General features: G+C 65.7%; 25 protein-coding genes. 12 read left to right on the forward strand and 13 right to left on the reverse strand.

Translation table 11 applies throughout. The features are described from left to right. The first annotated feature begins 197 nt into the window (after nucleotides 1–197). The 5 genes from cobA to BMX36_RS05515 all read left to right on the forward strand — a co-directional run bounded on the left by cobA (nucleotide 198) and on the right by BMX36_RS05515 (nucleotide 4,260). Nucleotides 198–989, forward strand: a complete 792-nt coding sequence (gene cobA, locus BMX36_RS05495; RefSeq protein WP_066776508.1) for a uroporphyrinogen-III C-methyltransferase — start codon at nucleotides 198–200, stop codon at nucleotides 987–989. After that, nucleotides 986–1,282 (forward strand): DUF2849 domain-containing protein, encoded by a 297-nt coding sequence (locus BMX36_RS05500; RefSeq protein WP_066776501.1) that lies wholly within the window; start codon nucleotides 986–988, stop codon nucleotides 1,280–1,282. Before cobA ends, BMX36_RS05500 begins: the two co-directional genes overlap by 4 nt. A 43-nt stretch (nucleotides 1,283–1,325) precedes the next feature. Further along, nucleotides 1,326–2,957, forward strand: coding sequence for a nitrite/sulfite reductase (locus BMX36_RS05505; protein WP_066776503.1), 1,632 nt, complete (start codon nucleotides 1,326–1,328; stop codon nucleotides 2,955–2,957). A 117-nt stretch (nucleotides 2,958–3,074) separates the two neighbouring features. Further along, on the forward strand, nucleotides 3,075–3,509 hold the full coding sequence (locus BMX36_RS05510) for a DUF934 domain-containing protein (protein ID WP_093065263.1): 435 nt from the start codon (nucleotides 3,075–3,077) through the stop codon (nucleotides 3,507–3,509). Next, on the forward strand, nucleotides 3,502–4,260 hold the full coding sequence (locus BMX36_RS05515) for a phosphoadenylyl-sulfate reductase (protein ID WP_093063938.1): 759 nt from the start codon (nucleotides 3,502–3,504) through the stop codon (nucleotides 4,258–4,260). Before BMX36_RS05510 ends, BMX36_RS05515 begins: the two co-directional genes overlap by 8 nt. Nucleotides 4,261–4,596: 336 nt before the next feature. On the opposite strand, the gene BMX36_RS05520 is transcribed toward BMX36_RS05515, so the two are convergent. Further along, entirely contained in the window at nucleotides 4,597–6,087 is a 1,491-nt protein-coding gene (locus BMX36_RS05520) for a replicative DNA helicase (RefSeq protein ID WP_066782175.1), read from the reverse strand. A 99-nt stretch (nucleotides 6,088–6,186) separates the two neighbouring features. Here BMX36_RS05520 and BMX36_RS05525 point away from each other — a divergent pair, with 99 nt between their 5' ends. Genes BMX36_RS05525 through BMX36_RS05535 form a run of 3 tightly spaced genes read left to right on the forward strand, consistent with a single transcriptional unit; the run spans nucleotide 6,187 to nucleotide 7,805 of the window. Continuing rightward, complete coding sequence (locus tag BMX36_RS05525) at nucleotides 6,187–6,669, forward strand: UPF0262 family protein (protein WP_066782174.1); 483 nt, start codon at nucleotides 6,187–6,189, stop codon at nucleotides 6,667–6,669. Between the two features lie 15 nt (nucleotides 6,670–6,684). Further along, entirely contained in the window at nucleotides 6,685–7,350 is a 666-nt protein-coding gene (locus BMX36_RS05530) for a GH25 family lysozyme (protein ID WP_177179029.1), read from the forward strand. Continuing rightward, complete coding sequence (locus tag BMX36_RS05535; RefSeq protein ID WP_093063940.1) at nucleotides 7,347–7,805, forward strand: cytidine deaminase; 459 nt, start codon at nucleotides 7,347–7,349, stop codon at nucleotides 7,803–7,805. Before BMX36_RS05530 ends, BMX36_RS05535 begins: the two co-directional genes overlap by 4 nt. 55 nt (nucleotides 7,806–7,860) lie before the next feature. Here the strand turns inward: BMX36_RS05535 and BMX36_RS05540 are convergent, their stop codons facing one another. Next, complete coding sequence (locus tag BMX36_RS05540; protein ID WP_066782171.1) at nucleotides 7,861–8,640, reverse strand: SDR family oxidoreductase; 780 nt, start codon at nucleotides 8,638–8,640, stop codon at nucleotides 7,861–7,863. Between the two features lie 129 nt (nucleotides 8,641–8,769). Here BMX36_RS05540 and BMX36_RS05545 point away from each other — a divergent pair, with 129 nt between their 5' ends. From BMX36_RS05545 to BMX36_RS05555, 3 genes are all read left to right on the forward strand, one after another. Beyond that, entirely contained in the window at nucleotides 8,770–9,516 is a 747-nt protein-coding gene (locus BMX36_RS05545; RefSeq protein ID WP_093063941.1) for a helix-turn-helix transcriptional regulator, read from the forward strand. Nucleotides 9,517–9,563: 47 nt separating this feature from the next. After that, nucleotides 9,564–10,748: an acyl-CoA dehydrogenase family protein gene (locus tag BMX36_RS05550; protein WP_371262806.1), complete on the forward strand. Its 1,185-nt coding sequence runs from the start codon at nucleotides 9,564–9,566 to the stop codon at nucleotides 10,746–10,748. A 131-nt stretch (nucleotides 10,749–10,879) separates the two neighbouring features. Beyond that, complete coding sequence (locus BMX36_RS05555) at nucleotides 10,880–12,427, forward strand: porin (RefSeq protein WP_093063942.1); 1,548 nt, start codon at nucleotides 10,880–10,882, stop codon at nucleotides 12,425–12,427. Between the two features lie 33 nt (nucleotides 12,428–12,460). Here BMX36_RS05555 and BMX36_RS05560 read toward each other — a convergent pair whose 3' ends face one another. From BMX36_RS05560 to BMX36_RS05575, 4 genes are all read right to left on the reverse strand, one after another. Beyond that, on the reverse strand, nucleotides 12,461–13,207 hold the full coding sequence (locus BMX36_RS05560) for an acyl-CoA dehydrogenase family protein (RefSeq protein WP_177179030.1): 747 nt from the start codon (nucleotides 13,205–13,207) through the stop codon (nucleotides 12,461–12,463). Beyond that, complete coding sequence (locus BMX36_RS05565; RefSeq protein ID WP_093063944.1) at nucleotides 13,204–14,736, reverse strand: fatty acid--CoA ligase; 1,533 nt, start codon at nucleotides 14,734–14,736, stop codon at nucleotides 13,204–13,206. The genes BMX36_RS05560 and BMX36_RS05565 overlap by 4 nt, the downstream gene beginning before the upstream one ends. A 24-nt stretch (nucleotides 14,737–14,760) precedes the next feature. Beyond that, nucleotides 14,761–17,313, reverse strand: a complete 2,553-nt coding sequence (locus BMX36_RS05570) for a TonB-dependent receptor (RefSeq protein ID WP_256210672.1) — start codon at nucleotides 17,311–17,313, stop codon at nucleotides 14,761–14,763. A gap of 92 nt (nucleotides 17,314–17,405) precedes the next feature. Further along, nucleotides 17,406–18,326: an oxygenase MpaB family protein gene (locus BMX36_RS05575; protein WP_066775339.1), complete on the reverse strand. Its 921-nt coding sequence runs from the start codon at nucleotides 18,324–18,326 to the stop codon at nucleotides 17,406–17,408. 92 nt (nucleotides 18,327–18,418) lie between these two features. Between BMX36_RS05575 and BMX36_RS05580 the strand changes: the two genes are divergently transcribed. Continuing rightward, nucleotides 18,419–19,087, forward strand: coding sequence for a CerR family C-terminal domain-containing protein (locus BMX36_RS05580; protein ID WP_177179031.1), 669 nt, complete (start codon nucleotides 18,419–18,421; stop codon nucleotides 19,085–19,087). A 63-nt stretch (nucleotides 19,088–19,150) separates the two neighbouring features. Here the strand turns inward: BMX36_RS05580 and BMX36_RS05585 are convergent, their stop codons facing one another. From BMX36_RS05585 to BMX36_RS22295, 7 genes are all read right to left on the reverse strand, one after another. Next, nucleotides 19,151–19,939: an SDR family NAD(P)-dependent oxidoreductase gene (locus BMX36_RS05585; RefSeq protein ID WP_093063946.1), complete on the reverse strand. Its 789-nt coding sequence runs from the start codon at nucleotides 19,937–19,939 to the stop codon at nucleotides 19,151–19,153. Nucleotides 19,940–19,951: 12 nt separating this feature from the next. Continuing rightward, complete coding sequence (locus tag BMX36_RS05590) at nucleotides 19,952–21,148, reverse strand: zinc-dependent alcohol dehydrogenase (RefSeq protein WP_093063947.1); 1,197 nt, start codon at nucleotides 21,146–21,148, stop codon at nucleotides 19,952–19,954. After that, the gene (locus BMX36_RS05595) at nucleotides 21,148–21,753 is read right to left on the reverse strand and encodes an SRPBCC family protein (protein ID WP_066775352.1); all 606 of its coding nucleotides are present in this window, start codon (nucleotides 21,751–21,753) and stop codon (nucleotides 21,148–21,150) included. The genes BMX36_RS05590 and BMX36_RS05595 overlap by 1 nt, the downstream gene beginning before the upstream one ends. 162 nt (nucleotides 21,754–21,915) lie before the next feature. Next, nucleotides 21,916–22,344, reverse strand: a complete 429-nt coding sequence (locus BMX36_RS05600; RefSeq protein ID WP_093063948.1) for a hypothetical protein — start codon at nucleotides 22,342–22,344, stop codon at nucleotides 21,916–21,918. A 243-nt stretch (nucleotides 22,345–22,587) separates the two neighbouring features. Further along, nucleotides 22,588–23,508, reverse strand: a complete 921-nt coding sequence (locus BMX36_RS05605) for a glycosyltransferase family 2 protein (protein ID WP_093063949.1) — start codon at nucleotides 23,506–23,508, stop codon at nucleotides 22,588–22,590. Continuing rightward, a complete protein-coding gene (locus BMX36_RS05610; RefSeq protein WP_256210673.1) occupies nucleotides 23,505–24,380 on the reverse strand; it encodes a glycosyltransferase family 2 protein in 876 nt (291 codons plus the stop codon). Before BMX36_RS05610 ends, BMX36_RS05605 begins: the two co-directional genes overlap by 4 nt. Then, entirely contained in the window at nucleotides 24,377–24,994 is a 618-nt protein-coding gene (locus tag BMX36_RS22295; protein WP_269450376.1) for a CatB-related O-acetyltransferase, read from the reverse strand. Before BMX36_RS22295 ends, BMX36_RS05610 begins: the two co-directional genes overlap by 4 nt. Between the last annotated feature and the right edge of the window lie 62 nt (nucleotides 24,995–25,056).

The raw sequence follows: 25,056 nt of genomic DNA on the forward strand, positions 1-25,056 counted from the left end.
GAGGATGCGGCGCGAGCGATGCGGTCGGGCTCGCCCCTCGGCTTCGCCCGGGACGAACGGCTTGGGCGTGATCGGTTGGGCTTGTTCTCGTTCTCGCTTGCGCTGAACGGGATATGCGCGATCGGCATAGCTATCCTACGGCATCGTCAAGCATCGCTCGGTTGATGCCGGGGGGCCGGCACGCCATCTTCCCGATCATGGCGAGCCTTCTCGATCCCGACGCGCGTGGCCGCGTCATCCTTGTTGGCGCCGGACCGGGCGATCCGGGGCTGCTGACCGTTCGCGCTGTGGAAGCATTGAAGGCTGCGGACGTGATCGTCCATGACGGCCTGATCGATCCGCGAGTGCTCGACATCGCGTCGGCCCAGGCCCATCGTATCTCGGTCGCCAAGCGGCGCGCGCGGCATACTCTGCCGCAGGAGGCGATCAACGCATTGATCGTGGCGCATGTGCGCGCAGGCAGCGTGGTGGTGCGGCTGAAGGGCGGCGACCCGTTCATTTTCGGGCGCGGCGGCGAGGAAGTGGAAGCGGTGCGTGCCGCCGGCCTGCCCGTCGAGGTAATTCCCGGCGTTTCCGCGGCGCTCGGCTGCGCGGCGGAGGCAATGCTGCCGCTGACCCACCGCGATCATTCCAGCGCGGTCAGCTTCGTCGCCGGCCAGTGCAAGGGGCTGACGGAGCAGGATTGGTCCGGCCTTGCTGGCCAGGGCCGCACCCTGGTGATCTACATGGGCGTCGCCACGGCGGACGCGATCGCCGACAAGCTGATGGCTGATGGCGTGGCGCCGGACATGCCGGTGGCGGTGCTGGAAAAGGGCACCTGCCCCGGTCATCGCGCGCTGAAGACGCTGCTGGCCGACCTTGGCGCGATGGTGACTCGCGAGAAGGTGGCGAGCCCGGCGATCATCGTCGTGGGCGAAGTGGTCGAACTGTCGGACGCAGAGGATAAATTGGTGGCCTGGGCACGGGCGGCGGAGAGCATGAACGGATGAGATTGCTGACGGGAAATGATCTGGTGACGGGCGATGTCACATGGTGGACGGGCGAAGGCTGGTCCCGCCATGTGGAGGATGCCGCCGACGTGGGCGATCGCGGCGAGGCGATCGCCAAGGCGGAGGAAGGCGCACGCCGGGTCAACGTGCCCTATGTGATCGATGCGGTCGCCACGCCCGAGGGGCCACGGCCGGCGCACATCAAGGATCGCATCCGCGCGCTGGGCCCTACGGTTCGCCCGGATCTGACGCTGAAGCCGGCTGATCCCGACGCGGGAAGCTGGGTGATTTGAATTTCGATCTCGCCCCCGGAAGGGCGAGAGCCAGGAAGACACGATGTATCAGTATGACCAATATGACCAGTCGATGGTTGACGCCCGGGTCGAGGAATTTCGCGACCAGGTGAAGCGGCGGCTGTGCGGCCAGATGACCGAGGACCAGTTCAAGCCGCTGCGGCTGATGAACGGCCTCTACCTTCAGCTTCATGCGTACATGCTGCGCGTGGCGGTGCCCTATGGCACGCTGAGCAGCCGGCAGATGCGCATGCTGGGCCATGTCGCGCGCAAGTACGACCGCGGCTATGGCCATTTCACCACCCGCCAGAACCTCCAGTTCAACTGGATCAAGCTGGAGGATGCGCCCGACATTCTCGCCGAGCTGGCGACGGTGGAGATGCACGCCATCCAGACCAGCGGCAATTGCATCCGCAACATCTCGTCGGACCAGTTCGCCGGCGCGGCCGCCGACGAAGTGACGGACCCGCGCCCCTGGGCCGAGCTGATGCGGCAGTGGAGCACGTTCCACCCCGAGTTCACCTATCTGCCGCGCAAGTTCAAGATCGCCGTCATTGCGGCGCCCGAGGATCGCGCGGCGATGCGGCTGCACGATATCGGCATCGAGCTCCTGAAGAAGGACGGCGTGCTCGGCGCCAAGATCTTCGTGGGCGGCGGCATGGGCCGCACCCCGATGATCGCGCACGAGATCCGCGACTTCGTGACGGCGGACGAGCTGCTGAGCTATCTGGAGGCGTGCCTGCGCGTCTACAATCGCTATGGCCGGCGCGACAATATCTACAAGGCGCGGATCAAGATCCTGCTGCACGAACTGGGGCCGGACGAATATCGCCGCCAGGTCGAGGAAGAATTCGCCCATGTGAAGACGCTGGGCATCGATCCGCCGGTGGCCGAGCTGGAGCGGATCAGCGCCTTCTTCGCGCCCCCGCCGTTCGAGACCGGGCTGAGCGACCAGGTGGATCGCAGCGATCCCGACTTCGCCATCTGGCTGGACCAGAATGTGAAGGCGCACAAGCAGCCGGGCTATGCCATCGTCAACATTTCGCTGAAGCCGGTCGGCGGCATCCCGGGCGATGCCTCGGCCGACCAGATCGACGTGATGGCGGATCTGGGCGAGCGTTATTCGTTCGACGAGCTGCGCGTGACCCATGCGCAGAACATCGTGCTGCCGCACGTGCGCAAGGCCGATCTATATGCGATCTGGCAGAAGCTGACCGAGGCGGGGCTGGCCGAGGCGAACCTCGACCTCATCAGCGACATCATCGCCTGCCCCGGCCTCGATTATTGCAGCCTGGCCAATGCGCGCTCGATCCCGCTCGCGCAGAAGATCGCGGAACGCTTCAAGGACCTCGATCGTCAGCGCGACCTGGGCGAGCTGAAGCTCAAGATCTCGGGCTGCATCAACGCCTGCGGCCATCATCATGCCGGGCACATCGGCATTCTGGGCGTCGATAAGAAGGGCAAGGAAAATTACCAGCTCTCGCTCGGCGGATCGGGTGCGGAGGACGTCAGCCTCGCCAAGATCACCGGCCCGGGGTTCGACGAGGACGGCGTGGTGGACGCGATCGAGCGCGTGACCGATCGGTACGTGGCCGTGCGCGAGCCGGGCGAGCGGTTTCTCGACACCTATCGCCGGGTCGGCTTCGATACGTTCAAGGAGGCGATCTATGGGTGAGCGCGCGCCCACCCACGCCAGCCACACGCCCGCCCCCACCCCCTCTCTCAAGCGGGAGGGGAATTTCGAAGGCCATCCTTCCCGCAAGCGGGAGGGTGACGAGTGACCATGACCGAGATGACCCACGACAATCTGCTGCGTTTCCGCGACGACGAAGCGCATGACGAGCCGGCGATCACGCTGGACGCCTTTCTCGACGGCCAGACCAATGCCGGCGCGGTGCGGCTGGAGGCGGGGGACGACGCCCGCGCGCTGCTGCCGCAGATCGGGCAGCTCGCGCTGGTGGAAGTGAGCTTCCCCACCTATCGCGACGGGCGGGGCTATTCCGCGGCCCGGATCCTGCGCGAGGCGGGCTATACCGGCGAGCTGCGGGCGGCGGGCGACGTGCTGGTCGATCAGATCCCGCACATGCGCCGCTGCGGCTTCGACAGCTTCGCCCCCGAGGCGCCGGTCGACGCCGAGACGCTGCAGCGCAGCCTTGATCGCTATGCCAATCCCTATCAGCGCGCCGCCGACACCGCGACGCCCATATGGAAGTTACGTCATGGCTAATGCCGCTCGCCGCCTCGACACGATCGACGTTGCCCCCGCCTTCACCAGCGTGGATGCAGCGGCGATGGAGGCGCGCTTTGCGGGCGTTTCTACCCAGGACATGCTGGCCGAGCTGCTGACCGGCGAGCTCCAGGGCCGCATCGCCGCGGTTTCCTCGTTCGGCACGGAATCGGCCGTGCTGCTGCACATGATCGCGCAGGTCGACAAGGATGTCCCCGTCGTCTTCACCAACACGCAGAAGATGTTCGGGGAAACGCTTGAATATCGGGATGAATTGTCCGAGCGGCTTGGCCTGACCGACCTGCGGGTATTCCGGCCGGACCCGCGGATCCTGGCCGCCAAGGACGCGACCGGGCTGCGCTGGTCCTATGACCCGGACGGCTGCTGCGAGATCCGCAAGGTGGAGCCGCTGCGCCGTGCCCTGTTACCGTTCGATGCGTGGATTTCCGGCCGCAAGGGCTTCCAGTCCTCAACCCGCGCCGCGCTGCCGCGGTTCGAGATCGACGATGGTCGGCTGAAGCTGAACCCGCTCGCCGACTGGAACAAGGAGCGGCTGGAGACCTATTTCGCGGAGTATGAGCTGCCGCGCCATCCGCTGGAGGCGGACGGTTATCCGTCGATCGGGTGCAAGCCGTGCACGTCCAAGGTGCTGCCGGGCGAAGACCCGCGCGCCGGGCGCTGGCGCGGGTGGGAAAAGGTGGAATGCGGGATCCACGTGCCGGAGAAGCCGGGCGAAGAACCGGTATTCTGAGGCGTCGTCTGGGTTGGCGCGGTGACGCTGACCAAGGCCTGGCGTATCCTCTGGGGTTTGGTCCAACCAGATCGATCCGCCTCCCCGGCGATGGCCGGGGCGCAACTGCGCGACAAGGCTGGCAGGCACACCGAATTCTGCCAACGCTTTCCCACCTGGACCCCGGCCTTCGCCGGGGAGGTGCTTTCAACGCCAGGTCATGACGGGCTTGTCCTGGCATCCAGGATGCCTCGCCACTCCAAGCTTTAGAGTTCGCGGAACGCTGGACCCCGGCACAAGGCCGGGATGACGTTCGGATGAGGCGATGTCCTGCCGTCGATTGAGCAGGACGGGCCCTCAATAGCCCGCGTAGTCGCTGAAGCGCGTCACGGCGGGATCGAACTTCATCGTCACCTTGCCAGTCGCGCCGTGGCGCTGCTTGGCGATGATCAGCTCGGCCAGGCCGAACACGCGCTCCATGTCGCTGGCCCATTGGGCGTGATCCTCGAAGATCTTGGCCGCATCGCCCTCCGTCGGTCGCTTGGGCTCCTTGGCGGCGACGTAATAATCTTCGCGGAACACGAACCAGACCATGTCGGCGTCCTGCTCGATCGAGCCGGATTCACGAAGGTCGGAGAGCTGCGGGCGCTTGTCTTCGCGCTGCTCCACCGCACGGCTGAGCTGGGAGAGCGCAAGCACGGGGACGTGCAGATCCTTCGCCAGTGTCTTCAGACCGCGGCTGATTTCGGAGATTTCCTGCACGCGATTGCCGTCGCTCGACTTGCCACTGCCGCTGAGGAGCTGAAGGTAATCAACGATAACCAGGCCAATTTCATTATTGTGCCGACGCTGCAGCCGGCGCACGCGGGTGTGCAGCGCGCTGATCGAAAGGCCGCCGGTGTCGTCGATGAAAAGCGGCAGGCTTTCGAGATCCGCCGCCGCCGCCGCAAGCTGGTGAAACTCGGCCCGGCTGATGTCGCCGCGGCGCAGCTTTTCCGACGTGATGCGTGACTGCTCCGCCAGGATACGCGTGGCCAGCTGATCGGCGGACATTTCGAGGCTGAAGAAGGCGACCTTTGCGCCGATCGACTCGCTGGGCGCGATGCCCGCCTTCATGTCCATCATCCAGCGCTGCGCGGCGTTGAACGCGATGTTGGTGGCGAGCGAGGTCTTGCCCATGCCGGGACGGCCGGCGAGGATCATCAAGTCCGAGCGGTGCATGCCGCCGATCCGGGCGTTCACCGTATCGAACCCGGTGGTGATGCCCGAAACCTTGCCGCCGGAATTGAGCGCCGTTTCTGCCATCTTCAGCGCAACCTTGGTCGCCTGCGCGAAGCTCTTGATGGCATTCTCGGTCGTGCCGTCAGCGGCGACCTTGAACAATTCTTCCTCGGCAAGCTCGATCTGGGCGCGCGGATTCACCTCCTCCGACGTGTCCATCGCGCGATCGACCAGCGTGCGCCCGACGGTGACGAGCGAGCGGAGCATGGCGAGATCATAGATCTGCTGTGCGAATTGCCGTGCGCCGATCAACCCCGCGCCCGAGCCCGTCAGCTGGGCAAGATAGGCTGGGCCGCCAAGCTCGCGCATCCCCTCGTCCGCCTCGAACATCGGGCGCAGCGTGACCGGCGTGGCCAGCATGTCGTTGGTGCGCAGCGTCTTGATCGCGGCGAAGATGCGGCCGTGCACCGGTTCAAAGAAATGCGCCGGGTCGAGCCGGTCGACGACATCGTCGGCCAGCCGGTTGTCGATCATCATCGCGCCGAGCAGCGCGGCCTCGGCCTCGACATTGCGCGGCAGCTGAAGGGGTTCGGCCGGGGCCGGATGGGGGAAAGCCAGAGTCGCCATGATCCGCCCGCTTCTACCCCCGCTCATCCAAAACGGGAACCGGCGGGGCTGTGGATAACGAGAATTGTCGCGACGGCGTTTGGCCTCTATCGCGGGCCAATGCCCGATCCGCGGATCATCGACATCGAATTGGACGAGCGCACTATTTTGTGGCGCTCTGCCGATATCGAGCAGGAGCGCCGGATCGCGATCTTCGACCTGATCGAGGGCAATCACTTCGCGCCGCAGAAGCAACATCCCGACGGCTATGCCGGGCCGTACCGGCTGGCGCTGTCCGTTGAAGAGGGGCGGCTGGTCATGCAGATCAAGCGCGAGGACGGCACCCTTCTGGAGGCGCATATCCTTGGCATGGGCCGGTTTCGCCGGCCGATCCGCGATTATTTCGCCATCTGCGACAGCTATTATCAGGCGATCCGGCAGGCGACGCCGCAGCAGATCGAGACGATCGACATGGCCCGGCGCGGCGTTCACAACGAAGCGGCCGAGCTGCTGATGGAGCGGCTGCAGGGCAAAATCGATCTCGACTTCGACACGGCGCGGCGGCTCTTCACGCTGATCTGCGTCCTTCATATCAAGGGTTGAACTGACGTGTTTCGGGTGAGGCGTTTCCTCCTGATCTTTGCCGTGCTTGCCGTGGTGGGCGCGTTCGCCTGGCGCGAAGCGGTGCGCTGGCGTCCGGCGAGCGAGAAGTTCGCCGTGCAGGGCGTGGACGTTGGCGAAGCGAATGGCGCAGTCGAATGGAAGGTGGTGGCCGGCGGCGGGGCCGACTTTGCCTATGCCATCGCCACCTATGGCGCGCGGCGCCGTGATGCGCGGTTCGAGGAAAACTGGCAGAACATGGCGGGGGCCGGGCTGCGGCGCGGTGCGGTGCATATATGGTCACTGTGCGAGCCGGGCATCGACCAGGCCAACGCCTTCAACACCATGGTGCCGCGCGATGACGCTGCCCTGCCCGCGGCAATCGACTTCCACTATGCCGAAGGCTGCACCAACCGGCCCGAGCGGCAGGTGCTGATCGAAGAGGTGAAGCGCGCCGCCGACCTGATCGAAGCGCATACCGGCAAGCCGGTGCTGCTGCGGGTATCGCGCGATTTCGAGAAGGATTACGAGTTGGCCGATGCCCTGCCCCGCCCGATCTGGGCCATGGGCAACTTCTTCATGCCCGATTATGCCGCGCGGCCGTGGCGCATGTGGCGGGCGAGCGACGTGCGGCGGATCGACGGGATCATGGGGCCGGTGAACTGGAACGTAGCAGCATCATGAGCGACGAAGCCAAGCATCTGATCGCGCTGGCGCGGGTGGCGGCGGGCAACGCCCATGCGCCTTATTCCGGCTTCGGCGTAGGAGCCGCGGTGCTGCTGACCGATGGATCGGTGGTGCAGGGCGCGAATTTCGAGAATGCGAGCTACGGTCTGTCGCTTTGCGCCGAGACGGTCGCGCTGGCGACGGCGAACGCGCAGGGCCGGCTGGCCGACGTTGTTGCGATCGGCGTCGTCGGCGGCATGATCCGTGACGGCGCGATCGCCGGCGAGGACGTAGTGCGCCCCTGCGGCCGGTGCCGGCAGGTGATCAACGAAGCAGCGCAAATCGGCGGCCGCGACATCCGCGTTCATTGTGCGGGTGCGCAAGGTGACGCCGTGACGAGCTACCTCCTCTCCCAGCTTCTGCCCGACGCCTTCGGGCCGGCCGACCTGGGGATCGGGGCCAAGCGCGGCTGACCACATGCGCCGGGTGCGAAGAGGCGAACCGCCCCTTCGCACCGATCGAGGCCGATCAGCCGAGCGCGTTGGCGCTGGCATCCCCCAAATCGTTGCCGCCATCCACGTTCAGGATCGTGCCGGTGACATATTTGGCGGCTGGGCTGGACAGCCACAGCGCGGCTTCGGAGACATCCGCCTTGGTGCCATAGTCGCGGAGCGCCAGGCGCCCCTTGATCTGAGCCTCGCGCGCCGGATCGCCGCCCAGCCGCTTCATGCCCTCGGTATCGCCGATCGGGCCGGGCGAGATGGCGTTGACGCGAATGCCGGCGGGGCCCCATTCGAGCGCCAGGCACTTGGTGACCATGTTCACGCCCGCCTTCGCAGCGCAGGCATGGATCTGGAACGCCGACGGATGCACCGCCTGGCCCGCAGTGATCGCGATCAGCGAGGCGCCCGGCTTGGTGAGGTGATCGTAGCTGGCGCGGAAGACGTTGAACGTCCCGAGCAGGTCGATGTCGACCACCGTCTTGAACGCATTGGCCGACAGCTTCACCGCCGGCGCCAGAAAGTTGCCGGCAGCGCCCGACACCAGCACATCGACCGAGCCGAACTTGGCGGTCGCCTGGGCATAGGCCGCCTCCAATCCTTCATAGTCGCGCACGTCACAGGAAATGCCGATCGCCTCGGCGCCGGTTTCGCGGATCCCGGCCGCGGCAGCCTCGATCTTGTCGGCGCTGCGGCTCAACACCGTGACCTTCGCGCCGGCGCGCGCGAAGCCATGGGCGATTTCCAGATTGATGCCGCTCGACGCACCGGCGACGAACACATGCTTCCCTGCGAACTCTTCGCTCATCCCTCTCCCTTTCACACCATAACTATAGTTACGGTGCGTGGATGACGCGAACTCGCCGCCATGGCAAGGGGCGGCCTTGTCGGGGGGGCGGCCGAAGGCTAGCGATCCCGCAGGGGAGCGGGAGCGCCAATGCATTCTATCAAGCCGACAGCCCTGTCATGGGACGATGTCGACGCCCTGGCCGATGAAGTGGTTGCAGCCGGCCAGCGCGCCGGCCTGCCCTTCGTGGCGGCGCAAAGCGACCTCGGCGACGCGGCGCCGATGGCGGACCGCAATGGCCAGGCCTATGCCGCGCGCATGCCGTGGCAGCCTTCCAGCGCATGCTATTGGCAGAACCGCAGCCTGGCGCTGCGATCCACCTTTCTTCATGCCGCGCGCATCTTTGCCGAACCGATCTGGTATCAGGACGGCCAGCTTGGATCGTGGCGGGCGACCAGTGCGCTCGAGGCGATCGATTGCTCGCATGTGAAGCAGGAGTTCGGGTTCAGCGCGGCCCTGATCGCGCCGGTGCACCTGGCGGGCGGCCAGGTGGGCACGGTGCTGTGGGTGGCGGTGGAGCCGATCGACATGGCGGCGGTGTTCGCGCGCGATGCCGAGCGGATGTTCGCCCTCGCCTTTCGCTTCCTTGCCGCCCATACCGAGCTGACCACCCGCCGCGCCCGCACGCCGCCGGGTCAGCTCTCCGCGCGCGAGGCTCAATGCGTGCGCTGGGCGGCGGCCGGAAAGACCAACGCGGAGATTGGCACGATCCTGTCGCTGTCGGTGTCAACGGTTCGCTTCCATCTGCGCAACGCGGCGGAAAAGCTCGGCGCGACGACGCGGGCGCGAATGATCCAGATTGCGACCGGGCACGGCTTCCTGGGCCCGCACGCCTGAAGCGCAGCGCTTCGGGCGGGCCCCCCGCGACCTGACAGGAGCGTCAGGTGCGCCCGCCAGCGCGGCGGCGCACGGTGATCGGCATGGAGAGCCTGAATAGCGCAGAAGCGCACACCTTTCGTGAGGAGGTGCGCCAGTTCCTGTCGGAAAAGCTGACGCCGGAATTGCGGCGCGGCGCACGGCGGGGCACCAGCGTGTTCCTGCATCCCGATGTTGCCGACACATGGCAGCGCATCCTTCACCAGCAGGGCTGGGCCGCACCGGACTGGCCGGTCGAATATGGCGGCACCGGATGGAATGAGATCCAGCGCTATATCTGGGCGGAGGAATATGCCCGTGCCCATGCGCCGGGCCTGTCGCCCATGGGGCTGAAGATGGTCGCGCCGGTCATCATGCATTATGGCTCGCCCGAGCAGAAGGCGGCGCTGCTGCCGCGCATCCTTTCCGGCGAGGATCGCTGGTGCCAGGGCTATTCGGAACCGGGCTCCGGATCCGACCTCGCCTCGCTGAAGCTGCGCGCGGTGCGCGACGGCGATCATTACGTGCTGAACGGCTCCAAGATCTGGACCACCCACGCGCATTTCGCCAACCGCATGTTCTGCCTGGTGCGGACCAGTACGGAAGGCCGGCCGCAGACGGGGATCACCTTCCTGCTGCTCGAAATGAACACGCCGGGCATCACCGTCTCTCCGATCCATACCCTGGCCGGCGAGCACGAGTTCAACCAGGTGTTCTTCGACGACGTGCGCGTGCCGGTGAGCGGCCGGCTGGGCGAGGAGAATGACGGCTGGACGGTGGCCAAGCACCTGCTCACCTTTGAGCGGTCCGGCCGTTATGCGCCGGGGCTTGCCGCCTTTCTCGACATGGTGCGCGAGGCGGCGCAGGCGACCGGATGGCTGGAGCATGAGGGCAATCGCGAGCGGCTGGCGCGCGAGGCCATTGCCGTCGACGCGCTGCGCGCGATCGAACTGGCCGGCCTGGAAGGCGGCGGGCCGGCGGATGCGGTGCGCCCGTCCATGCTGAAGGTGCTGGGCACCGAAACGTCGCAGCGGATCGACCTGCTGGCGCTGGAAATCGCCGCCGATTGGGACGGCCCGGTCGAGGATGCGCCGGACGCGATCGCCATTGCCATGCCCAAATATCTGAACAACCGCGCCGCCAGCATCTATGCCGGATCGAACGAGATCCAGCGCGACCTGATCGCGCGCGTCGTGGTGGATCAGGCAGTCTAGCGCGCTACCCCGCAATTCCGGCCATGGCCTGCCCAATGCCCGATTGCCTGCCATGGCGATCGGCCATAGGGCTGCGCGTTTAGCCCGAAGGAGCGCGTACGGACTTTCGGGAGGGTATCGAGGAACGGACGATGAGGCATCACCTGCGGATCGCGGGGCTGATGCTCGGAACGGCGATGCTGCCGCTTCCGGCACAGGCACAGACGGTGCAGGAATTGCAGCGGCAGATCGATGAACTGAAGGCGCAGCTTCAGGAACTGATCGCCCTTCAACGCGCCAGTGCCGCCAGCGCCCCGGCGGCCGAGACGGAAACGGCACCGACCCGCTCGGCGGCGGCTCCGGTCGTCAGCGCGCCGACGCAGGCGCGAGCCGTGGCGGACAGCACGCCGGCGGCGGCCGGACAGGCCGGAACCACCGCGCCGGCACAGCAATCCGCGCAGGTCAGCGCGTCGCCGGAGCCTCTCACCCCGACCGCCCCGCCCGCTTCGGCGCCCGTCGCGCTGGCCGATGCGCCGGCCGCGGACATGCGCGCCTGGTATCAGCGCATCAGCCTGCGCGGATATACGCAGCTGCGCCTCAACGAAATCATCGCCGGGGATGCGACCGTGCCGGACGGCCAATCACGCCTGCGCAGCCCCCACGACAGCGGCATTACCGACCAGGGTAATTTCACCTTCCGCCGCATCCGGCTGGTCCTGTCGGGCGATATCTCCGACGATGTTTCCTTCTACTTCCAGCCGGATTTCGCCAATTCGGTCAGCAACCAATCCAATGACGAGAGCCGCGAAGGCTTCGTTCAGCTGCGCGACGCTTATGTGGATTGGTTTCCAGGCGGCGATCACCGGTTCCGCCTGCGCTTCGGCCAGTCCAAGGTGCCGTTCGGCTGGGAAAATCTGCAATCATCGTCCAGTCGACTGACGCTGGACCGGTCCGACGGGATCAACAGCGCCATTCCGTCCGAACGCGACATCGGCGTCGTCGGCTATTTCACGCCGCGTGCCGTGCAGCGGGTCTGGGATCGGCTGGAGGAGGATGGGCAAAAGCTGTTCGGCAATTATGGCGCGTTCGGTGTCGCCGTCTACAATGGCCAGGGCATCAATCGCCGCGAGCGCAACAACGGCCTGATGACGGTGGCGATGGCGACCTGGCCATTCGCGCTGGACGGCCTTGGCGGGGGCTTCACGGGGCAGGTTCTGGAAATTGGCGGCGCGGCGATGCGCAATCGCGTGCAGCCGGAGGTGCGGACCGGCGGGGTGAGCGATACGAGCTTCAAGGACGAGCGCGTGGGCATTCACGCCATCCTTTATCCCCAGCCGTTCGGCTTTCAGGCGGAATGGAATTGGGGCCGCGGGCCCGAGTTCGACCCAATTACCGGAACGATCGAGACCCGCGATCTGAACGGCGGCTATGTGCAGGGCATGGCGCGGGTGCGAAACAGCGTGCTGGGCCCGTTCATGCCCTATGTCCGCTGGCAACGTTACCGTGGCGGGTGGAAAGCGAGCACCAATGCGCCGCGCCTGGAAACGAACGAGCTGGAGCTGGGCATCGAGTTCCAGCCGATCGAGCCGCTGGAGCTGACCATCGCTTATGCCGACATGACGCGAAGGGAGCCGGACGAGCGGCGCATCGGGCGTGCGGAAGGGCAGCTCATCCGGACACAATTACAGTGGAATTATTGAAGCTGGGCTAGCCGGGGATCCGCCAAGGCGGCGTCAGGCAGCGTAGCGGCGGAGATGCGCCCTTGCCGTTCCATCCCCCTGCGCGAGCAGGCGGGCACGGCGGAAGTACCCGCCGAGGCGCAATTCGGCGGTGAGCCCCATGGCACCGTGGATCTGCACCGCGCCCTCCCCCAGCAGGCGCGCGGCATCGTCACACACCACGCGGGCCGCCGAAACAGCACGTGCCCGGGCCTGATCGTCGCTGTCGAACGCGGTGATCGCGATGGCAGTGATCGCATCCGCCTGTTCCAGGATCATTGCCATGTCGGCCATGCGATGGCGCAAGGCCTGGAACGAGGCGATCGCCACGCCGAACTGCTTGCGCTCCTTGGAGAACAAGGCCGCGTCGCGCAGCATCGACCGGCCGAGGCCCACGATTTCCGCACAATGCAGCACCGTCAGCGCGTCCTCCGCCCAGCGGCGCTTGTCCTCGCTGTTCGCCAGGGCAAGCACCGCCGCCGGGCTGTCCGCACGCGGCGCACCAGCGCCGCGCGCGCCGAGCCGGGTTGCCACCCAATGCTCCGCCCAGGGCAAGACGACGTTGGCACGGCCGAACGCCGCCGCGACCACCGCCGCGTCGCGCAGGTCGGTGCCCAATCCCTCTTCTTCCGCCGGCACGCCAAGCGAGTCGAGCCCGGTAGCCGTGACCGCTGCTTCCCAATCAGCGTCGCCGGCCCCAAGCGACGCGTCCAGCGTCTCGGCCAGCATCCGCTGTTCGTCGGTTCGTGCAAAGGCGGTCAATTCACTCTCCGTTCGTGTCCTGCCCAGAAGGGCTCGCGCAAGGTGCGCCGCAAGATCTTGCCCGATGGATTGCGTGGCAGCGCCTCGATGAACTCCACGCTCTTCGGACATTTGAAGCCGGCGATCCGCTCCCGCGCATGCGTGATGATCGAAGCTTCATCACAAATGGCGCCGGGCTTCAGCACCACCATCGCCTTCACCGCCTCACCCCATTTCGGATCGGGAACGCCGATCACGGCGACGTCAGCCACCGCCGGATGTCCGTAGATCGCGCTTTCCACCTCGGCCGGATAGACGTTCTCGGCGCCGGTGATGATCATGTCCTTGATCCGGTCCTGGATGAAGAGATAGCCCTCCTCGTCCAGAATGCCGGCATCGCCGGTGCGCAGCCAGCCATCGCCGATCAGCGCCTTGGCCGTTTCCTCCGGCTTGTTCCAATAGCCGCCCGTGTTGTTGGGGCTGCGGATCGCCACCTCGCCGATCTCGCCCGGGGGAAGATCAGCGCCGTCCTCGTCGATGATCTTGAGCTCGACGCCGGGCAGCGCCTTGCCCGCGGCCGTCATCTTGTGCTCGCGGCCCGGCAGGTGATCTTCCGGCGGCAACGCCACGATCGATCCCCAGGTTTCCGTCATGCCATAGACCTGGACGAAACCGCAGCCCATTCGCTCCACCGCCTGCTGCAGCAGCGGAAGCGGGATCGGGCTCGCGCCATAGGACAGGGTTTCGATGGACGAGAAGTCAGCCGTGGCAGCCTTGGGATGCTGCAACATCAGGCCGATCGCGGCCGGCACCAGGAATAGGCGGCGCACGCGATGTTCAGCGATCGCATCCATCACCTCGCCGGCATCATATTCGGCGTGGATGATCAGTTCCTGCCCGCTGTTCACCGCACCAAGCGCCACGCCCACGCCGCCGATATGGCCATAAGGCATGGCGATGATGGTCGTGTCACCCGGCTCGGCAAGGAGCCACTCGATCTTCGCCTCGATCTGGTTCTTGCGCTGGCGGATGCCGTTGGCATGGCTGAGCATCACGCCCTTGGGCGCGCCGGTGGTACCCGAGGTATAGAGCTGGAGGACGATATCTTCCTCCGTCACCGAAACGGGCGGAGCGGCATCGCTCTGCACATCACGCCAGCGGGCAAAGCCCTCGTCCAAGACAACGACCTGCTCGGCCGCGAACGGGCGCCTGAACCCCGGCTCGACGAACAGCACGGCGGCGGCGGAGTCCCTGAGGATCCCGTCCACCTCCGCCGGGGCGAGCCGCCAGATCACCGGCACCAGCACCATGCCTGCGCGCGCGGTGCCGAGCGCCAGCTCGACCGCCCAATCGCTGTTCTTGCCGAGATATGCGACGCGATCGCCCTTCTTCAGCCCCATGGCCAGCAGGCCATTGGCGATCTGAGTCACGTGACGATCGAACGTCGCATAATCGGTAACCCGATCCTCGAAGCGTAGCGCCACCTGCTGCGGCCGTTCCGCCGCATGCCGGGCCAGCGCTTCGCCGAAGGTCGTCGGCAAGTCAGTCATGCTGTTATCCGCTCCTATCGCTCGTCAGAACCGGAATGTCGCGGTGGCGCCATAGGTGCGCACCTGCCCCGGGAAACGAACCACAATGTTCGCATTGCTGGCGACGGCGTTCCAGTAATATTCGTCAAACAGGTTGCGCGCCCAGACATTCAGGGCCCAGCTCTCGTTGGCTGCCTTCACACCGACCCCGGCGTTCACGACCGTATAGGCCTTGATGTCATAGAGCGGGTTGTATTCGAAGATCGTGGTCTGACGCGACTGCCAGCGCACGTTGGTGTTGGCGGTGAAGCTGACATCATCGTTCAACGGCTGATCGAACAGCGCCGTGCCGGACAAGGTCCATTCCGGGCTGTAGATGAACCGCGCGCCGTCGAAATCCTGCGGCTGACCGGCCGCATTGGTGCCGACATAGCCGTTGATCCGGGTCTTCAGCCAAAGAGCGTTCGCCATCAGCGTCAGCGGGCGCGCCGGCCGGACGGTCAGTTCGCCCTCGATGCCGTAAGCTTCGGACTTGGGAATGTTATCCAGCCGGGCAAGCGCGGTGTAGATCGGATCAGCGAAATAGGCGCTGATCTGCTTGTCCTTATAATCGTAATAGAAGCCGGCGAGGTTCAGCTGAACCTTGCGATCAAGGAACCCCAGCTTGGCGCCGATTTCATAGGCGGTCAGCTGTTCCTGGCGCGCGGGCAGGTTCTGGCGCGCGTTGCTGGCCGCGTTGATCGGCGAGGTGCCCGATTTGTAACCGCGCGAGATCGAGGCGTAGATCAGCGTGGTGGAATTGGGCGTGATGTCGAGCGAGCCGCGCCAGGCGAAATTATCCTCGTCGAGCCGCGAATTGACCACGCCGAAGCTGTTGGTCGCGGGATTGAAGGTGTTGCACTCGTTCAGCCCGATCGGTGCAGCGAGGCCACCGGTGGGGTTGAACAGCCGCTGGTAAAGACCACGGTTGAACAGGTTGATGTTGGTCAACATGCTGCCGTTGAAATCGCGCGAGCAACCGGTGAACTTCTGCAGATCCTGCGTGTAGCGCGCGCCGAGCGTCAGCTTGATGAGATCGGAAAAGGCATAATCGCCATTGGCGAAGATGCTCCACGTACGGGTGTCGAACGAACCCTCATCGCGATAGGTGCGGAAGGTGGTCGCGGCGTCCGCCAGCGTGTAGCCGAAGGTGTTGATGGGCGTGTTGACGAGCTGCGCCGTGGCGAAGCGGATCAGGGCCGAGTTGGCGTTTTCGCCCAGCAGCGTCCGGTTGGTATCCTCGATCGTGTCCTTGGCATAATAGCCACCGACCAGCCAATTGTAGCCCGGGCCGTCGCCTTCGACGCGCAGCTCCTGACCGAAGCTCTTGATGCGCCCGTCAGCCTCCTGGATCAGCACTTCGTTCGGGATGCCGGACCAGTCGAACGTCGCCTCGCGATCGAACTCATTATAGCTGGTCAGCGACACGACGCGGACATTGTCCGCGACATCGAGCTGCACCCGCCCCTTCAGGCCGAGGAAGTAATTGTTCTCCTGCAGCGGATCCTTGAGGCCAGCGCCGCGGCCGATGTCCGCCGAACGGCGTGCATAAGGCGCCCAGTCCGCCTGCTTGCCGTTGGTCGGGAAGTTCGCGGCAATATAGGCCGCAGCGCCCGGCGCGTTGAAGTTGCTGGCCGCGCCGCCGCCGCCGGGCGTCGTCGCGGGAGTGAAGCCGATCGCCTGGCCGGCAACCGTATCCGACTTGTTGACCCAATAAGTGGCGGAGAGATCGATCTCGAACGGCCCGGGCTGCAGCGCGAGCGACCCGCGCACGCCGTAGCGCTTCACCCGGCCGAGGCGCTCGTCGGGGCGGCTGTTGCTGACCTGCCAGCCGTCATTGCTGAGGTCGACGCGATAGCCGATGCGCGCCTGAACGCCCTCCGCGATCGGACCGGTGACATAGCCGCCGACGTTGAACGTCTCGTAATTGCCGACGTCCACCGACATCGCGCCGGACGCGTCCTCGCTCGGCTTGCCGGTGACGAAGTTGATGAGGCCAGCGGTGGTGTTGCGGCCATACAGCGTGCCTTGCGGCCCCTTCAGCACCTCCACCCGCTCGATGTCGATCAGCGGGCCGGTGTTCATGATCGGATAAGCGTAGGCGACTTCATCGACATAGGTGCCGACCGTCGATTGCGCGGACAGGTTGATCGAATTGAACCCGATGCCGCGCAGCGTGTACGTGGGCACGCCCTGATAGCTTTGCGCCACCGTGAAGCTGGGCACCACGGCGGCAAGATCGCGAACGTTCTGAACGCGCAGCTCCTGCAGCGTTTCGGACTCGAGCGCCTGGACGGAGATGCCGACGCGGTTGATCGATTCCGCGCGACGCTGCGCCGTGACGACGATCTCGCCAATACCGACGTCATCGCGCGCCGTTTCCTGCGCGGGTGCGGCAGCGGTCCCCGCCGGCGCGGCATCTGCAGGGGCAGGCTGTGTGACGGTCGTATCAGACTGAACCGCGGCGGTGTCCTGCGCCTGAGCGGCGCCGGCCGCAATCACCGCGAACATGCTGGCGCCGACTTGAAGCGCGATACGCGTACGACCCATCTTGGCCATGAAATCCCCTCCCAAAATTATCAGGCAGCACCCATTTCGGGTGTCATTATGCAATGTCTGTAGCAGCGCGCGTCAGGCGCGCTCCCTGACATCTATGTCAGGGTTGCCGTCGCCTCCGCGCGGGCCGTCGAGCGACTTCCCAGCATCCGTTGCTGCTGCGCCGGCGAGAGCCAGGCGAACTCTCCGGGCAAGCCAAGGCGTTGCGCGGCCTGCCAGGCGGGTGACTGGCGGCTGCGCACCATGTCCGCCAGCTTGCCCGCCGTTCGCAGCAGCAGGGTATCGGTCCGCGTCAGATCATATTCCGCGCCAAGCTCCAGCCGTTGCCGCACCTCAGGGGGCAACAGCGAAATGGCCGCGCGTGCGAGCGCCCGATGAAGCATCCTGGGAACGGCCGGCGCCGCCTTGCCCGACTGAATGATATCAAGGAATTCCAGGTTGATCGGATGCGCCTCGAACCGGGGCAGCAGCCTGTTCAACATGGCAAAGAAATCCTCGTCACTGCGGAGCGGATTTTCCACGCCATAGAGGCGCGCGATCGGCTCCCCGTCGCGATAATAGGCGCGACGGTCCTCCTCGCTCACCGGCGCGACGAAGCGATGGTACGCCTCCAGAAAGCCATAGGTGGCCGTTGCACTGACCCAGTCGAGCAGTTCGGGATCGAGCGCCTGATACGCCTCGCCCTTGGGCGTTTCGCCAACAACCTTGCGGTGCATGCGATTGACCCCGCCGATGATGCGCCGGGCGGCACTGGCCGGCCCGAACACGCCGGCCATTGCAGCGATGCCGGTGCGCTTCGACCGGCCGATCGGATCCACCTTGTAGGTGGAATGATCCCACACCCCGGACCGGATCCGCGCATCGGCAAATTCCAGCAGCACGGCGGCAACCCCGCCGATGGCAATGGCCACCGGGTTCTTGAACACGCGCCATTGCGGCGACGTGGGCGCGACCAGCGCGGGCTCCCCCACCGGGCGGCGATAATCAACCTGGTAGCCCTTAAACTCGGACGCCATTGGACCCACCTTCAAATACGATCATACGATAGAAGTTGGTTTATGTGTACACGGGCTGTTCCGCAAGCCCCGCCTCTTCTATGCCCGCGCGCGTGAGCAATGGTCCGACGCCCCGGAAGAGCAGCCCGCGCGGGCCGTATCGCAGCAGCGCGGAGACGCGGCAGCGGCTGATCGAGAGCGCGCTTGCACTGTTCGGGAACAACGGCTTCGAGGCGACGAGCACGCGCGACATCGCCGCGCGGACGGGTGTGGCGCTGCCCGGCATCGCTTATCATTTCGGGGGCAAGGAGGGGCTGTACCGCGCCTGCGCCGAGACTGTCGTGGAACGATATCGCGAGCGGATGCGGCCTGGTGCCGATGCAAGCGACGTACGGCTGCCGAAGGAGCCCGACGTCGCCCGCGCCGCCCTGAAGCGAGTGATGGCAACGCTTGCGGCCATGCTGCTCGATTCAGCGGGCGACGATGCCTGGCTGACGTTCATGATCAGAGAAATGAACGGCACCGGCCTGGCGCACGACCTGCTTTACCGCGACCTTTGGAAGCCGGGCCTGGCCCTGATCGCGGCGCTCGTCGCGGCGGCGCGGGCGCGTGAAACAATCGAAGAAGAGGACAAGCTGGAAGCGCTGCTGCTCCTGTCGAGCTTCAGCGCGTTCAGCACCTCGCGCCGGGTCGCGCTTGATTTTGGCGGCTGGGCTTCGATCGACGAGCCGCTGGTCAGCGCCATGCTGGACCGACTGGGCGAGCGCATCGACGCGCTATAAGCGGCTGACCGTGGGAATGACGGCGCCCGCCCCTGCCAATGGGAGCGGACGCCATCGCCTACGTCATTCCTTGCTATCGCCCGATCCCGGCTCCGCCATGCCACGGTGCAGTTCGGCAAGCGTCGATTGCGGCACGATCCCCGACGCCAGCACCTGAAGCTTGTTGCCAAGGCCGGACACGATGTGTCCCTTGCCGGCGATCAGCGCATCCCAGCCGTCCTTTGCGACCTTTTCCGGATCGGCCTTCTTGCTCTGGCCGACCGAGGTGTCGAGCATGTCGGCGCGGGCGAAGAATTCCGTCTCGGTCGCACCCGGCATGAGCGTTGTCAGCGTGACCCCGTCCACGTCCTTCAGCTCGTTGCGCAGCGCTTCGGTAAAGTTGTCGATGAACGCCTTGGTGGCATTGTAGATGGCGTTGAAGCTGCCGGGGATATAGCCGACGATCGACCCCGTCACGAGCACCTTGCCCGAGTTGCGCGCCACCATGTCGCGCAGCACCCTCTGCAGCAGATACACGGTGCCGGTGACGTTAGTGTCGACCGAATGCCGCCAGTCGGCGACGCTCTCGTCCAGGAACGGACCGCCCTTGCTGATCGCCGCATTGGCGCAGAGCAGTTCGATGCGGCGATCGCCGGCGGCGGCGAGCACCCGGTCCACGCCGTCGATGGTGGAAAGGTCCGCCTCGACCGCCTGAACCTCGGTCCCGAATTGTTCGAAATCCCGCGCCGCCGCCTCGATCAGCGGCTCATCGGCGACGACGATCAGGTCATAGCCCTCCCGCGCCGCGATCGTCGCGAGTTCGAAGCCGATACCGGTGGATGCACCCGTTACGATGCCGAGTTTGCCAGCCATGTCCGTCTCTCCTCAAATATCGAGTTCGACGCGCTCGAGGCCGGGCTTCAACACGACCTTGGTCACTTCGTTCTGCTTGTCATGAAAGATGCGATAGCCGTCCGGTGCATTTTCAAGCGGCAGGGTGTGGCTGATCAGGAAGGTCGTATCGATCTTGTCTTCCATGATCGCGTTCAGCAGGCCCGGCAGGTAATGCTGCACATGGGTCTGACCGGTCTTCATCGTCAGCCCCTTCTCCATGAAGGCGCCGAGCGGGAATTTGTCGACGAACCCGCCGTAGACCGCTGGCATCGACACACGGCCGCCCTTGCGGCAGGCGAGGATCGCCTGACGGATCGAGTGGGGCCGATCGGTTCCCAGGAACGTGGACGCCTTGATCTGATCGATGACATTGTCGACGAACAGGCCGTGTGCCTCCAGGCCGACCGCATCGATGCACGCGTCAGGGCCGATGCCACCGGTCATCTCCATCAGCGCCTCATAGGTGGCGCTTTCCTCGAAGTTGATGGTCTCCGCGCCGAACCTGCGCGCCAGTTCCAGTCGGCGGGGGAAATGGTCGATCGCGATGACGCGCTCGGCGCCCATCAGGAAGGCCGATTGAACGGCAAATAGCCCGACCGGCCCGCAGCCCCACACCGCGACGGTATCGCCGGGCTCGATCTCCGCATTCTCCGCCGCCATCCAGCCGGTGGGCAGAATGTCGGACAGGAACAGCACCTTTTCGTCCTCCACCCCATCCGGGATGACGATCGGGCCGACATCGCTGAAGGGCACGCGGACATATTCCGCCTGACCGCCCGAATAGCCGCCCGTCATGTGGCTGTACCCGAACAGCCCGGACATGGGCTGGCCGTAGAGCGTCTGGGCAATGTCCTGATTGTCCGCCGGCAAGCCATTGTCGCACGCGGAATATTGCTGCTTTCCGCAATGATAGCAGGAGCCGCAGGAGATCGTGAACGGCACGACGACCCGCTGGCCCTTCTTCAGCGTGGACTTGGCGCCCACCTCGACCACTTCGCCCATGAATTCATGGCCGAGGATGTCGCCCGACTGCATGGTGGGAATATAGCCATCGTAGAGGTGAAGGTCGGAGCCGCAGATCGCGGTGGATGTGATCTTGATGATGGCGTCGCGGGGGTTGAGGATCTCCGGATCGTCCACCGTATCGACGCGGACGTCATGCTTGCCGTGCCAGGTAAGCGCTCGCATCAGTTCTTCCCCTCTTCCAGAAGGCGGCGATTGCGCGCGCCAGTGGCGACTTCGCCGGTTTCCATGAGCTGCTTGAAGCGACGCAGGTCGCGACGGGCCTGAATGGCCGGCTCCCGCTGGAACATCTTGGCGATCACCTTGCCGATGATGCCGGCGGGCGGATCATAAAGGATGGTGGCGGTGACGATGGTGCCGCGATCGGCCTGCGCGTCGCGGAACTCGATACGGCCGCTGTTCGGCACGTCCGCCCCCTCCTCGGAGGCCCAGGCGATATACTCGCCTTCGCGCTCATCGGTGATCCGCGCGATCCACTCGACATGGCCACCGCCGGGCGCCTTCACCGTCCAGTGAGACCGGCGATCGTCGAGAATCTCGATACGCTCCACATTGTCCATGAAGCTCGGCAAGTTGGTGAAGTCTCGCCAGAAGGCGTAGAGCTCGGCGCGCGGGCGATTGATCGTGACCGTTCGGCCGACCAGCTGATCCGCATCGCCCTGTTCGGGCGAACCATAAGTCTGGGTCGCGGCATCAACTGCGGCAGACCCGTGTTTTGACGTGGAGAGCGGCGCATCATCTGCGCGCACAGGGTCGATCGTCTCGGCCATCTCATCCTCCTGGTGAATGGCCTGACAACGTCGCGTGTCAGCTGCGCGTTCCGATCATGTGAGCGCAAGTTGCGTTATTATCGGGAGAATCTTTGCCCCTGCTGATGCCCTGATGATCGGGCTGGCATCCGAGGCCGGGCGCACGACCTGCCAGGCTCCCGATCAAAGCCGGCGGCGGCGAGCGCGATCGCGGCTCGTCGAAGCCGAGATACTCGCCATCATGGTTTCATACTGGCCGACCGTGAAGCCGGCCGCGAAAAAGGCGCGCAGCTCGCTGACGGGAACCTGGAAGCTGTGGTGCCACGCGAGGACGGCCATGCGGCGGAGCGCCTCCAGCCGATCATCGGCGAGCCGCGGATTGTTCTGCCGGAACAGCGAGGCCATCGCGCTGGACAGACGCCCTGGCACCCGCAGCGACGAAAGAGTGTCACGCCGCGCCAGCGCGACAACCGACCATTCGAGGGCGCTGAGCCGCGCAGCCGCCGCATTGGCCCTGTCCTTTGCGGTAAGGACCGGCTCTTCGGCGGGGGCAATCAGCGCGGCGGGCGGGGGCAGGCCGGCGTCCAGCGTGTCGAAATTCATATATGCCATGTCGATCCCCTCTGGCCGCACGCGATCACTGACCGATCCGCACGCATCGCGGCCCGCCCAGGGAAAGCTGGTTTTCAAGTTACGAGCGGCGCGGAAGGTCTTCAGCGGACACCCGGTTTGTGTACCAGGCGGTATAGAGAGCAGATGAAGAACCGTCAACAGATTTCATACCGGCTGGTATGAATGATCGCCGGTGGGGAGTAATGGATCGTCCGGAGGGGCCCCGATCCGTGCGGCCGAAGGTCACGACAGCCAGCGGGGCATACCGCGCTCGTTGCAGACCCCTGCCCACCAGCCAGCCATCGCATCCTTCCATTGCCGCTTTGCGCGACGCCGGCCGAACCGCGCCCATGTCAGCAACAGGGCAAAGGGGATCGCGACCGCCAGGCGAGCGGGAGTCGTATCGCGCACCACGTGGAGCTTGTTGCGTTCATCAAGATAGATCGGCAGCAGCGGCCGCTGGTGAATGTCGGCGGCCGAGCCGGTCGTACCGCCCTGCCCGTGGCAGATCCGCGCATCAGGCGCGAAGCCCAGACGCAAGCCCCGAGATCGTGCGCGGAGACACCATTCAACCTCCTCGGCGTAGAGAAAGTAATCGTCGCGCATCGGACCGGTCGCCTCAAGGAACCGGCGGCCGACCAACATGCACGCGCCCAGCAGATAGTTCATCCGGGCCTCTACCCGGCGCGGCTCGATCCGGGTCGTGAGCGGCTCTCCCAGCCCGATGGAACTGGCGCGCGCGAGCCAGGGATTCCAGTGGCCACCATAGGCCTGTACGCGCCCATCAGGGTGGTAGAGGACGCCGCCGACCGCATCGCAGTCCCCGAGATCCAGGCGGTCCACCAGCGCCTGAAGCGCGCCCGGGTCTGGCCGAGTGTCAGGGTTCAGGATCCACCAGCCGTCCACGTCGGACCGCGCGGCCATGCAGGCGTTGACCCCGCCAGCATATCCGAGGTTCTCTTCCTGCCGAAGCAGCGTGACGGCCTGCCCGCCCGCGAGTGTCGACGGCAGCGTGTCACGGAGCCGCTGGCGCGCGTCCGGCCCGCCGTTTTCGCAGATGACCACCTCAAAGGCTTCAAAGGTGGATTGCGCCACGGCATCGAGGCAATGGGCGATCAGCGCGGGATCGCGGAACGAGACGATGCACACCGCAAGGCTGGTCAAGCGTGCGCCCCCATCAAACGCAGCAGCCCGTCGGCAAAGCGCCAAAGGCGAAGGCGTGCCAGCGTCGCCGCACCACGGCGGCGCTCACGAGCATTGGCGAGCGCGGGGCTGGCGATGATCCGTGGCAGGTGAACCAGGATGGAGAGCGGCATCGCCGCCGTCGCTGCCAACCAGCGAAGACGACCTGCGGGACTCATCATCATATTGGCGTACAGTTCCGCATTGAGGCGCCGCCACTTCACCAGCAAGGAGCGCCAGTCGGTCCGCGCCGGGTGCGCCACCACTGCATCCTGAGCATAGCCGAGACGATAGCCAAGGGCGCGTGCACGCAGGCACCAATCGCGGTCCTCCGACATGCCCACGCGGAACGGCCCGGTCGCGAGATACACGTCGCGCCGGCAGAAAAGGTTCGCGGTAACGGAAAATCCCTCCCGTTCCACATAGCGGCGATTGTTGAAGGCGAAGACCGCCTCATAGGCCTCCGCGCCGGACTTCGTGCCTGGCGTGAAGAGGAGGGTCATCGCGCCCCCAACCACGTCATGATCGTCAAGATGGGCAAGGCCCGCTGCCAGCCAGCCCGGTTCCGGCACGCAATCCGCGTCCGTGAAGGCAAAAATGCGCCCGCGTGCGACGGCCGCCGCCGCATTGCGCGCGGGGCCGGCGCCCTTGTCGGTGGCGAACACCAGCCGTGCCCTCCCCGCAATCGCGCTACGCACCATGGCGCCGCCGCAGGGGCTGAGATTGTCGCCCACCACGATCTCGTACCGGCTGCGCGGCACCGTCTGCGCCGCGAGGGCCGTGAGGCAGCGATCCAACCCGGCAAGATCACTGAAGTGTGGGATGATGATGCTGACGTCGACCATGATCGTCATGCCGCCGCGGCAAGGCCGCGCCATTGGCGCAGCAGGCCAGTAGTGGGGTGAAAGGCGAGCGCGGGATTGTCCCGAACGAGCGCGCGAAGGCCGGCGAGGTCGAGTTCCCACCAGCGGCTTTGTTCAAGGGCGGCCTGCACGTCGCGGGGAAAGCGTTCGCGCAGGACTCGCGCGGGATTGCCGGCCACCACGGCGTAGCGCGGCACGTCACGGGTCACGATCGCCCCGGCACCGATAATGCTTCCGCGCCCGATCCGGCGACACCCCGGAAGGATGATGGCGTGGTGCCCGATCCAGACATCATCCTCGATGACCTGCGGATCATCATAATGGATGTCGGCATCCACCACCCCGAATTTGCGTTCGTACAGGGCCGGATGGGTGGTGATCGCCTCCACCGGATGATTGATCGGCGCGGATCGCGCCGTTTTGGCGATGGAGCAATATCGGCCGACGATCAGCGGCCCCGGCATGCGCCACTGGTCAAAGCAGCCATAGCTGTAGAGGCCGACGTCAATGCGGTGGCGATCCCGAAACCATTGTCGCAGCGCAAGGCTTCCGAACGGATCCCGCTGCCAGCGCCAGATCCGCGCACGTTCGATGGCCCGTGACACCAGCCCCAACATTGCCGCCCCCGCCTGCCTTTCCTGCCGCCAACAATAGCGGAAGCGGCCAG

The organism is Sphingomonas sp. OV641 (assembly GCF_900109205.1).
Taxonomy (GTDB): domain Bacteria; phylum Pseudomonadota; class Alphaproteobacteria; order Sphingomonadales; family Sphingomonadaceae; genus Sphingomonas.